General features: G+C 59.1%; 10 protein-coding genes and 1 pseudogene. 1 reads left to right on the forward strand and 10 read right to left on the reverse strand.

What is annotated here, in order from left to right; translation table 11 throughout:
* Positions 1 to 36: 36 nt before the first annotated feature.
* From NW829_RS10385 to cas10, 10 genes are all read right to left on the reverse strand, one after another.
* Positions 37 to 789, reverse strand: coding sequence for a hypothetical protein (locus NW829_RS10385; protein WP_414417026.1), 753 nt, complete (start codon positions 787 to 789; stop codon positions 37 to 39).
* A gap of 10 nt (positions 790 to 799) precedes the next feature.
* Complete coding sequence (locus NW829_RS10390; protein WP_414417027.1) at positions 800 to 1,786, reverse strand: RAMP superfamily CRISPR-associated protein; 987 nt, start codon at positions 1,784 to 1,786, stop codon at positions 800 to 802.
* Between the two features lie 95 nt (positions 1,787 to 1,881).
* On the reverse strand, positions 1,882 to 2,334 hold the full coding sequence (locus tag NW829_RS10395) for a hypothetical protein (protein ID WP_011432237.1): 453 nt from the start codon (positions 2,332 to 2,334) through the stop codon (positions 1,882 to 1,884).
* Complete coding sequence (locus tag NW829_RS10400) at positions 2,331 to 3,305, reverse strand: RAMP superfamily CRISPR-associated protein (protein WP_414417028.1); 975 nt, start codon at positions 3,303 to 3,305, stop codon at positions 2,331 to 2,333. The genes NW829_RS10395 and NW829_RS10400 overlap by 4 nt, the downstream gene beginning before the upstream one ends.
* Positions 3,306 to 3,471: 166 nt before the next feature.
* Complete coding sequence (gene csx7, locus NW829_RS10405) at positions 3,472 to 4,323, reverse strand: CRISPR-associated RAMP protein Csx7 (RefSeq protein ID WP_414417029.1); 852 nt, start codon at positions 4,321 to 4,323, stop codon at positions 3,472 to 3,474.
* Positions 4,324 to 4,342: 19 nt separating this feature from the next.
* Positions 4,343 to 4,990 (reverse strand): hypothetical protein, encoded by a 648-nt coding sequence (locus NW829_RS10410; protein WP_414329367.1) that lies wholly within the window; start codon positions 4,988 to 4,990, stop codon positions 4,343 to 4,345.
* Positions 4,991 to 4,993: 3 nt separating this feature from the next.
* The gene (locus NW829_RS10415; protein ID WP_414402616.1) at positions 4,994 to 5,434 is read right to left on the reverse strand and encodes a hypothetical protein; all 441 of its coding nucleotides are present in this window, start codon (positions 5,432 to 5,434) and stop codon (positions 4,994 to 4,996) included.
* Positions 5,431 to 6,663, reverse strand: coding sequence for a CRISPR-associated RAMP protein Csx10 (csx10, locus tag NW829_RS10420; protein ID WP_414344022.1), 1,233 nt, complete (start codon positions 6,661 to 6,663; stop codon positions 5,431 to 5,433). The genes NW829_RS10415 and csx10 overlap by 4 nt, the downstream gene beginning before the upstream one ends.
* On the reverse strand, positions 6,663 to 7,385 hold the full coding sequence (locus tag NW829_RS10425) for an RAMP superfamily CRISPR-associated protein (RefSeq protein ID WP_011432243.1): 723 nt from the start codon (positions 7,383 to 7,385) through the stop codon (positions 6,663 to 6,665). Before NW829_RS10425 ends, csx10 begins: the two co-directional genes overlap by 1 nt.
* Positions 7,385 to 9,700, reverse strand: coding sequence for a type III-B CRISPR-associated protein Cas10/Cmr2 (cas10, locus tag NW829_RS10430; protein WP_414329364.1), 2,316 nt, complete (start codon positions 9,698 to 9,700; stop codon positions 7,385 to 7,387). Before cas10 ends, NW829_RS10425 begins: the two co-directional genes overlap by 1 nt.
* Before the next feature lie 454 nt (positions 9,701 to 10,154).
* Between cas10 and NW829_RS10435 the strand changes: the two are divergent.
* Positions 10,155 to 10,372 (forward strand): annotated as a pseudogene (locus NW829_RS10435) (CRISPR-associated endoribonuclease Cas6); the annotation flags it as partial.

Below are 10,372 nucleotides of genomic sequence, written 5' to 3' on the forward strand. Positions count from 1 at the left end.
GCCCACAGTCATGATGATGGTCTGCATGATAGGCGGTTAACTCAAATTTTTCGAGGGCTCTGTTCCGCTTTGCGCCCAGAGCAGCTTGGCCTTGCGGATTCTGCCATCTTCCTTTAGACCCAGAACTTCCACCTGCACCTCTTGCCCCACCGAGAGGGATCCCGCCCGTTTGGGCTCCTTCTGGGTGAGCTTGGTGTCTGTGTCCAGAATCTGGAAGGTGACTTCGTTGCCCTTGATGTTGGTGATGGTGGCCTTCAGCTTTTGCCCGGTCTGGAAGTGGGCTTTGCGGGCCTGATGCTGGGCCTGGTCTTGTTGGTGTTGATGGTTTTGTTGTTGTCTGTCGTCCTGGGATTTGTTTCCCGCCCCTTGGGGAACGGAGTCCTTGCGACCGGAGTTGTCGTTGGGTTGGGATCCCTGAGGTGGTGGAATCTCGCCAATGGGGATCCCTCCATCCTTGTAGTAGCAAGCCAGCCGGGCTGCCCAGCCCAGGATCTGCAGCATCTCCGCCGGCCTGTCCTGCAGAGGTTGCAAGTACCTTTTGCAGGTTTCGTCAATAAGCTGATAGTATCTTCTGGTTTGTTGGGTACGGCATAGGCCAGTTTCCCGCACCAGCTCGCCGGTGAATCGGAAAAAGCGGGATCCCGCGTCAGGGTGATGGGCAACCGAGCGCAGATAGGCGACGCATTTGCTCAACTCGTCGACATCCACCCTTTCCTTGGCCAAGGTCAGGGCGATGCCGTGGGCGAGATCCCAAGATTGGGGGCTGAGATCGACAGTGTCTGACAGCATGGGGGAACCCTCAGTACACTCCGGTGGGCGGCTCGCGCAGAGCAGTGGGACTCAGGATGGCGGCCAATCGCTTGAGTTGTTCGGGCAAGATGTAGCCCTGGGCAGCTTGAATTTGCTCTTGCACAAAGGCTTGGAGGCGTTTTCCTTCCAGGGTATCGGCTTCTGGGGGATCGTAGCGGCTGTAGCGATCTTTTAGGTTGCCGGGCCGCTCGATCTTGTCGAGGGTGACCTGCAGGGATCCCAGGCCCACGGGCTTACCGCCCCCCACCTTCAGCAGCATGGGATGGTTGGGATCCTGCCCCAAAACCGTGAGCAAGGTGCCCAGCTCGGCAAGGGTGAGGTTTTTGAAGTGGATTTGGGTTTTGAAAACTGTGTTTTGTATCGCTTGCTGGGTGGGCGTTCCCCTTGAACTGTCCTGCAACGCGTTTCTGTGGGTGTAGTAGAACTTGCGCCCGATGACTCTGCCGTTTTCCTTCTGAAAATAAGCTTTGCACTGATCCGGGCGTGGACGGTACAGGGGGGGCAGGGATCCGCCGCCGGATCCGGCACTGGTGGCAATGGCATCCTTGAACTCCACCAATCCCTGCCAGTTCAGGGCACCGAAAACGCGGCTGGCCGGACAAAGCTGCTCTTTGTTGCGGCAGGGGTGCCGCTCTGGGGGGATCCGATTTCGGTACTGGCTCATCATCACCGCCAGGGTGCTGTTGGTGATCGCCTCATACATGGCCCGGATGGCCCCCTTGAGGGAGCTGCCCTGGATTTTAAGCCTTCCGTTGGGAGTGGTGGTCATGGTTTTGAGCACCGGGATCCCTTTCACCCCGACATCGCTGCCCAAGGCCAAGTGGCCGGTGGAGATGTGGACGGCAGTCTGCACCGTTAGGGTGAGGAAGAGGGTGCCGTGCAACCTATCGGGATGGAACTGGGCGTGGCCGGCGGGCCGCTCCAGCGTGGGGCGCTGGGTGGGAAACGGGATCAGCTCGTAGGGTTTGGGAAACACGGTTGGTTTGCCTCCAACTCGACTGCTGTTGCCGGCAGACGATCTTGCAGATGCGGCCTGGTTGGGCAATGGGCGAGGGCCTTGGGGGGTCATGGTCACCTCGGAATCAGGGCAATAAAGTGAACGCGGGCAGTTCGCTCATCTCGGAAGTAGCGCTGGCCCACCTTGAGATCTTGGGGATGGCTGAGGGGCTTGGGAAAGCGGGTTTCTCGATTTTGGGATCCGTACAGGTCGGCTGCGTGATCCTCCCACCGCCACTCTCCCGGCAGAGGGATAAAGGAGTCCGGGGGAGCTTGGATCCCCAGATACAGCAGATCCCAGCCGTGGGGGGTGCTTTTCCAGCGCAGTTCCCCTTGTTGGGAGAAAACTTGCCCCTCTGGACAGACGGGATCCGCCGGGATCCCCACCTGAATGCCGCTGACTCGATGGGGCCAGCGCAGAAAGGAGTAGGTTTTTTCAGAAGTGGAAAAACAAGCCGAGAGCACTTGGGAAAGCGAGGACTCTGCCCCATCTTGAATCTTGAGGGAGGCGACGTAGGCTGGTTTCATACGGCTTTGGCCTCCGCTTGCAGGAGTTTGGCCCAACTGTTTACGGCGGTGGCGAGCAGATGTTCCACCTTGGCCTCAGACGTCTGATCCCAGGTCAGCCGCGCCCCAAATCCCAAAGGCATTGGCTCCGCTCCCACCGGCACCGCTTGGCAATCGGGTTTGGGGAAGCCGTATTTGCCTGCCTCTTCGGGGGTTAAAAATTCGCCCGCCCCCAACAGGGATCCCTGTGGCCAGGTCAGGGGGGATCCCAGCAGTCGAATCTGCATGTTTGCCTCATCCACCAGGCAGCCCGGATAGTCCACCACCGCCCACTCGTACTCAACCCGAACGGTGCCCATGCCGCGGGACTTGGCAAAGCCGATGCCAAACCAGCCTTCATCCAGATCCCGCAACGCCAGTCCCAGCAGACCCAGTTGGGCCAGGGTAAAGTTTTTCAGGTGGATCTTGGTTTGAAAGGATCCCTCTACGCACACTTGATAGCTGAACGGCCCCACCGCCACTGAGCCGAAGACGCGGTCGATGGCCACCCCATTACGTTCCTCCAGACGCAGAGGGGTTCCCGGCTTGGGATAGGCATCTTCGATGCGGACCCGGCTGGCGATGGCTGTGTTGCCGAACATCTGATCCGTAAAGGAAGAAAGGGCGTAAACCTGGTGGGGCTCTTCAATTTTTTCCAGCCATTGATTGGCCTTTTGGTCGAGGGGATCGCTGGCCCAGAGTTTGAAGCCTCCCCCCTCAGGACGTCTGTCGCTGCCCACCGTTCGGACGATGCGCTCCGCATGGGCGCGAATTGCCCCTTTGAGGGAGCTGCCGGGAAAATAGACCGTTCGCCCGCCGCCGTGATAGGTTTCGACGAACTCCATATCCGGCTTCGTCGGGTCAGCCCCTTCTTTGCCCGCCTTGATGAGAACAGGGCCATCGGGCTTGAGGGCGAGGCAGAGGGTGCAATGGTTAACGTAGCGTTTGTGCATAGCCTGGGATCCTTCACACCAGAACAGGAGCTTTTGGTTGAGGGGCTTGGGGCGGCAAGCAGTCTGTCCAGTTTGTCAACCGATAGGGGTGGAAAACGCTGACCGTATCGCCAACCGTTGTAGAGTCCATGAAGACCATCGGGATCCCTCCTGACATGAAATAGGGCTAGCGGCGGGGGCCGACCGATTGCCGTTGAGAGGCCGTTGTTAATTTGACAACCAGGGCTTCCACCCAGTCTTGGCGCAAAGCGGCAGCCTGCTCCGGGCTGAGCGGCTGTCGGGATCCGGCCACCAGCTCTTGAAGGTAGGCCAGCAGCCGTCTTGGATCCCCTTCCGAGTCGAACCAATAGATTGCCGAGATCTGCAGGCGGACAACCCCCAAGCCACGGGAGCGCCCCCCTCCCAGGGGGATCTGTTCCGTTTCCAATTGGTGCAGGCCAATGGCCAAGAGGCCCAGTTCCCATTCCTCGGCATTTTCGACGACGGCATGAAACCGGAAGGGGGTGCTGGCAGGCACCACTTGCAAGTCGTACAGCTTGCCATCTGCCGCCGTTTCCGTATCCCGATCGATGGCCACGCCATCCCGCTCTTGGTACTGGCCAAACCAGGCTTCCGGCACCACGGGCAAATCTCGGATCTGCACCTTGCCGGCCAACCAAGGGGATCCAAACACCTGCGAGACCCAGTCGGTGGCCTCAATGAGCTTTTGAGTCAGAGCCGCATCGTCCCCTCTGTAGTCATTTTTAATTTGGTTGATGATCTGAAATTGCTCGCTGCTGGTCAATTCGCCGGGATCCCTGGCCAGCTCTGGGTTGATGCCCCGCAAGAAACTTTCCAGGCGAGAGCGCATCGCCCCCTTCAAACTGGAGCCGGGAATGAGCGGACGGCCCAGCGCATCCTTGAGAACCGGCAAATCCGAGCCGATGGGTTCGGTGGAGCGGCCCACCCCGATGTGCAGAGCGGTCACGGTGGTGAGGGTGCCGGTGATTTCCAAGCGGTTTTTGAAAACGTCGAACATTGTTCCCTCAAATGGCTGCTCAAGTTAAGGCTTGTACTGCAGAGGTTTGCCATTCCCGAAGCGAGACGGAGCCCTTAATAAAACTCAAGAGGATCCCTAGGATCTGAGCAATTTCTGAGATAAAGTACTCCCTGTCATCGATAAAGAGTTGGTCACCCTCGAGTTTTGCAAATCGCCAGTTGGTTCCTGAGGTTACTGCTCCATAGACACTGTCTACTTGAGAATTGGAGTTCTTGTTAAAGACCTGTGCCCCCACCATACCGGCAACGCACTGGCCCAGACCCCCGATCAAGTCTTCTTTTTTGGCCTCAACGATAATCACCACCGGATCTTGAATGTAGAGTTGGAGAGGGGATAGGCAAATGATGTAGTCGCATAGGCCCACCAACCCCCTCTCGGGATCCACGTTGAATTCCTTGCCGGAAAACAGCGAGATTTGATCCCGACATAGGTACTTCACCTCTCCCAGCACAGGGGCGATGATAAACTCGGAGCGGGCTTTTTCGCTGTTGACCGAGGTGGCCAAGCCGAGATAGCGATCTAGGGTTATTTTCAAGTAATCGGAGCACTCAGTCGGTGGAACCTCTGCAAACAGGCCATGGATGATTCTTGACCTGAGCTGAAAGGTCGAAATGGCTCTCTCAAGGGTAAAACTGCTGTAGGTCACGGTCTAGGATCCTCCTCCCTCTCGCTTGTACTTGAGGTAGCGGGCCCCATAGCCCAGGTAGCGCCGAATCAAGTCAATTTTGATCTCGTTGACTTTGGGGGATGCTCTTTCAATTCCGGCTTCCCTGGCGATGGCTATAGCCCTTTGATGAATCCAGTTGTCGATGTCTTTGATGATGGCTTCTGCCAAAGAGTCTTTGCCCCGCCCCCACTTGTTATCGCGCCCCACCTGGTAGCGCAAAAAGTTCTTGATCACCTCTGAGCTTTCGGTGGAAGCTGCCACGTGCAATAGGTTGCGATATTGGGCCTCTTCCAATCTGTTGAGACCTCTGAAGTTATCCAAGGCGGCTTGAATTCTGGCGACCAGATCATCTTCGGCCAGCCGGATTTGCCGTTGGATCTTGAGCTCTTGTTCCGATGTGATCTCGCTGGTGGCGAAGGTCATAGCGGGTTCTCCCAGAAATGATGATGGAACGGACTGCAAACTTCGATTTGGCCGAATCCTTCAGCAGTGCGTTCGCCAATCCCCCAGTATTCCATCTCCGCCAAAATCGGGATCCAACGCTCCAGTTGCGTGGTGCTCAGCAGAAAGACACTGCCCTGCGTGGTTACCAATTCTACATCTTTGAACAGACCCCAGGCAGCGTTCCAGCCGGAGACATAGGCGTAGCTGCTGAAGGCCAGCTCCAAAGCCAGGGATCCATCTTCGCAGTTGGCCTCTTCCTGGAGCATCTGGGGGGTGAGCACGGTGGTGCGTTGCCAGCGCTCTTTGAGAATGGCCCCCGACTGCAGCCCAATGGAGAAATACTGCCGCTCCGGCGGAAGGGGCTGCCAGGGATCCCCGAACACCTGCCATTGTTGCCAGCGCTGCCGCAGCTTTTGGTTGAAGGCTTCCACCCGCTGGGCCAGGGAAGGCCGGGGAGCAGCCAGACGCCGAGCCGTGACGTTGACCCGGCCCAATCCCCGCGACACCCCTCCTCCCAAGCGCAGCAGGTGGGCGTGGGCGTTGAGGTAGCGGGTGAGGGTCTCGGCCAGCTCGGGATCCCGCAGGTAGATGTAGCCGCTGAAAAGGGAGCGCTCCAGATGCCCATTGGGGCGGGCTTTGCCCTCGTTCATCACCTCTAGGCTGTAGAGGATTTGGTCGGCAGCAGTGGCGCGGCGACGGTTGATCCCCACCCGCGTGAGCAGGCGTTTGGACACAGCAGCTCGTTCGTAGCGGGGCCCCAGGTCAGACTCCTGCTGGCTGTAGAACCCCCCGAAGGGCTCCACTCTTCCCCCGGAACCGTCCGGCTCTGTGGGATCGAACGGGATCCCCAGCCGCTGTGAGCAGAAGCGATCCAGGAGCGTGTCGAACACCCCCGTTTTGCCCGCCTCTGAGCGGAAGCCGGGATTGTTTTTCGAGCTGAAGGCCGTGGCCGGCAAGACCTTGCTGCCGGATCCCGGATAGGCGTGGGTAAACACAGCAGGCCGAGCTGCCGTAAACAGGGCGGCCAAATCTCCTTCCAGCGCCTCGGCAGGGCGATGTTGGGTTTGGCTGAGCATGAGGTCGGCCAGAGCACCGCGAATCACGCTGCCGGGAATGTAATCCTGGGCCTCGCTGATGGAGCCGCCCGGCTTTTGCCGACCGATGGCCAAGGGAGACTGAGCCGTTAGGGTGAGTTGAATGGCTTCCATCAGCTCCCTCCCTGGGCCAAGAAAGCCCAATCGGCTGCGGTGGGCTGGAGAGCCTGCAGGGATCCAGGATCCCAGTGCAGCCAGCCCAAACCTGCGGATTTGCTGCCCCCCAGCGCGATCAGGTGGTGCAGGGCCGCCAACAGGAGAGTTTTGCCCCAGGAAGGGCAATCGGGCAAAAGCTGCAGGGATCCGGAAAAAGTCAGCTCAGCCGCGGGAGAGGTCTCAATGAGGTAGAGCCGCTGATCCTCGGCGGTGCGGCGGCGGCGGTTGAGGGTGACCCCAGGGCGAAGGGTTGGTTCCAGAGCTGCTGGCGGCACCTCGCAGACGAGATCCTCCACCCACAGGCGGGCAGGCAGGGCCGGATTGCCGAATATCTGGCAGACCAGACAATGGGATCCGGCGTAGCCCTCCACCTGGTATTCGGGGCGGTGGAAATTTCCTGCGCTGCCCTCCCGCTGCGGACACATGCGCTCTGGGTCGGGAGAGCGGCAAATGGCCCAGCCCAGGCCACGGGCCAGTTTCTCGCACTCGTGGCGCAGCCGCCCCTTCAGTTGGGAGCCGGGAATGATCAGCCTGCCAAAGGCATCTTTGAGCAGGGGCTTATCCGCCAGGGAGCCGCTGGAGCCGCCGGCTCCCACCGCCAGGGCAGAGGCGAGGGTGGCCCTCAAAGGGATAGAGGTGATCGTTCGCCCCGCTTGGGGCAGCTCTGCCAGTCTCACCATCACTCCACCTCCGCCAGAACGGGCCGACCCTCGGCCTGGGGCTGTTTTTGCACAAAGGCGTACAAATCCACCAGATCCCGCCAGATGGTTTCATAGGTTGGTGTTGACGAGGATACCTGTGGCTCAACATACATCCAGGGGGGAAGGTGGCCGTCGTTGGTTTTGGCCTTGCACCAGGTGCGCTCAAAAGCCTCCATCAGCGGCTGCCCCTTTTTGCCCAGGCGGCTGCGGAAATAGAGATAGTTGAGGGTGGCGGTGCGTTTGCCTTTTTCCAAGAAGCTGCGAATCTGATAAAGCTGGGAGCGAGGAAAATTGGCCTCCTGCAGGGCTTGTACCGTTCTCAGCAACCCGTGGATTTCCGGGACGGTATAGGGGCCGGCGTAGAGCTTGAGGGTGTGGCTGTTCTGGCGGATCTCCAGAGCTTCCCGACGAAAATCCTGGATGCTGGAGACAACCAGGGCGACCGACTTCAACGAGAGAAAGTCGATGGTGGCCACAGAGCAGTCCTTGTCTTTGGGCTTCAGCTTTTTCGCGTAGCTCTTGGCGGATTTCAACAGTTGTTCGGTGAGCTTTTCGGCGTAGTAAATGGGGGTGTCTTCCGAGGCGATCAGCACCCCCACCGAGGCGGAGAGCCGACAGAGCTTCCGATCTGCCGCCGGGTAGCGGTGAGGCACCTTGCCGGAAGATTGAGCTGCATAGGTTGCCGAGGTGTCCAGCAGGAGCTGCTCAAACTGCTCACAGAAGGTGGCGGCAATTTCCAGGGCTTTGTGGGCAGGCACCACCACCAACACATCGTCTCCGCCGATGGTCAGGATCTCGAAGGGGTGGATCCACTCGCCGTTGCGGTCTCTGCCGGTTTCCGGATCTGGGGATAGGCCGTGCAGCCGATGGGCCTGCAGGTGCTGGGCGAGGGCGTGGTAAACGGCTTTTTCCGTTGCCTCGGAAACATCCCGGCTAAATTGTCGGTAGGCTTCTGGGGTTTGGATCTGCTGCACATAGCCCCCCATGTCGTTGCCATCGGCGTAAAGGTAAGCCACAAAGCCCTGGCTGCCCAGGCTGGCGTTGGCCACTTCCCGTAGAGATTGGGCCTCGCCGATCCCCTGGACAGATCCCTGATGGGGCTGCAAATAGCGCTCCCGGTAGGGCTCGCCGGCGGGAGAGTTGAGAAAGCGGGCAAATCGCGTTACCCAGCTTTCCACAAAGCCGGGATCCCAGGTGGGGAACTTGCGGAACCACCCTTGCTTGCCTGTTTCAATGCGCTTGGCCTGGCGACCCACCAGGGCTTTGCGAGCGGTGGCTTCCGAGAGCCAGGGCTGATCGACCAGGTCGGCTTTGGCGATGGCAGGGCGACGGTCGGTGCTGTCGCGGCGCAGGTAGGGATGGGTTTCAAAAAAGGCGGGATGGGCGCGGCTGGGGCGACCGGGATCCGGATTGCCGTTGCGGCGGTGGTTGAAGCGGGCGGCCAGGTAACCCACCAACTCGTTGAAACTTTTGCGGTCTTGAAATCTGGCTTCGCTGCCATCCCCAAAATAGGCTCTCACCAGGGGATGGGTTTTGTGTTGCGCCAGCCAATCCAGCCAGGGGGTGCGTTCGATGGGATCCCGCAACAGGCCGTAGCGCAGTTCCAGCAGCCGAAAGGCGGATCCCACGGCGCAGGCGTTAGCGGTGAGGGTTTCTTCGGTGTAGCGCCGCTCGATGGCCTCACAGAGATCGTCCACATGGGCCGCCGGGCAAAAGGCCAGGAGATTGCCCCCGGTGGAGTAGATGATGAGCTCCGGGATCAGGGCTTGCGCCAAAGCCGGGTAGTGCTGCTGCAGCCAAGGCCGGATCTGCTCGGCCACATAGGCCCTCAGCTCTGCTTGAGACTCTTTCCCCAAACCTTCCCATCCCAGGTAGGTTTGCTCGGGATCCCCGAAAAAGGCGGGTAGATCCACCAGGTTAATGCGATCCAACAAAGCGGAGGCCCCGCGGATTTCCGACAGCTTGGCCGACTCGAAGACATAGCTCTTGATCTTGGTGGCCCCCCCGTAAACCAAGCCGATGCGGGTTGTCTGCTGCCACAGCTCCGGGTAGCGGGATTGCAGCTCCGCCGGGGTTCTGGGAAAGGTCTTCGCCGCCATGCTCTCCTGAAATTGGCGCACCTGAGCCAAAATGGGCCGTAGCTCTTCTGGGATCCCGGCCTCGTTGTCGGCGCGAACGGCGGCCCGCATCTGCTGCAAGGTCTCCAGGGCAAACTGGGGATCCCGCTGTTCTCCCCACGCCAGGCACCAGGCCAAGGCAACAGGAACGGGAGAGGGAGCAGAAGTAGGGGTCATGAGCAGCACCTGCGAAATGCGAAAAAGGAAGACAAGTCTTGGACAGGGCTTCCATCGGCTGCGACGGACAGATCCCTAAAGGCTGGGGGCAATTGGCCTCGATTTTTAATCCTTCGCGGAAGACCAAAGCCCTTCAAAAAAGGGTTTGCCGGTTGGGTGGGTAACCAATCGAATCAAGCCGAGAGATGCCATTGAGGTTACCGATTGTTTCAGCCATATCCGATAAACGCTCTCGCCTCATGGTTTTCAGTCCTCTAGATTGCTAGCAGTATAGATCGAGTGCGATGGGTTGCAGACGATTTCAAGGCTTTCTTCAGATTGTGAGATTTTTTCTGCCTGTACAACGGGCAATTCGAGAGTAAACCCAATAAGAAGGGATCCCTTCTAAAATTTTCTCAATGGAAAGTTGGGTTTTGTGTTGATTGTTGCTGTGGACTGGGAATGGGCTGTGCCTATGCTGAGTTTCTCAGAGCCATCTGCTGATAGAGAAGCGAACGGCAAGTGGCCGACGGGATCCGAGTTGGTGGGGATCACCTTGGAAGTTCAGGCTCCTCGGTCTTACCTGCTGGATCCCCACTATGCCAAAGGGCTGCACGCCTGGTTCTTGAGCCAGGTGCAAGAGACAGACCCGCAGCTATCGGCCTATTTGCACGATGGAGAATCGGAGAAACC

Source organism: Synechococcus sp. R55.8 (genome assembly GCF_047461895.1).
Classification (GTDB): domain Bacteria; phylum Cyanobacteriota; class Cyanobacteriia; order Thermostichales; family Thermostichaceae; genus Thermostichus.

Bases quoted from the DNA above. Each gene is read 5' to 3' on its own strand.
- NW829_RS10395 (WP_011432237.1), bottom strand. From the start codon at position 2,334: ATGAAACCAGCCTACGTCGCCTCCCTCAAGATTCAAGATGGGGCAGAG.
- NW829_RS10400 (WP_414417028.1), bottom strand. From the start codon at position 3,305: ATGCACAAACGCTACGTTAACCATTGCACCCTCTGCCTCGCCCTCAAG.
- csx10 (WP_414344022.1), bottom strand. From the start codon at position 6,663: ATGGAAGCCATTCAACTCACCCTAACGGCTCAGTCTCCCTTGGCCATC.
- NW829_RS10385 (WP_414417026.1), bottom strand. From the start codon at position 789: ATGCTGTCAGACACTGTCGATCTCAGCCCCCAATCTTGGGATCTCGCC.
- NW829_RS10425 (WP_011432243.1), bottom strand. From the start codon at position 7,385: ATGGTGAGACTGGCAGAGCTGCCCCAAGCGGGGCGAACGATCACCTCT.
- NW829_RS10415 (WP_414402616.1), bottom strand. From the start codon at position 5,434: ATGACCTTCGCCACCAGCGAGATCACATCGGAACAAGAGCTCAAGATC.
- cas10 (WP_414329364.1), bottom strand. From the start codon at position 9,700: ATGACCCCTACTTCTGCTCCCTCTCCCGTTCCTGTTGCCTTGGCCTGG.
- csx7 (WP_414417029.1), bottom strand. From the start codon at position 4,323: ATGTTCGACGTTTTCAAAAACCGCTTGGAAATCACCGGCACCCTCACC.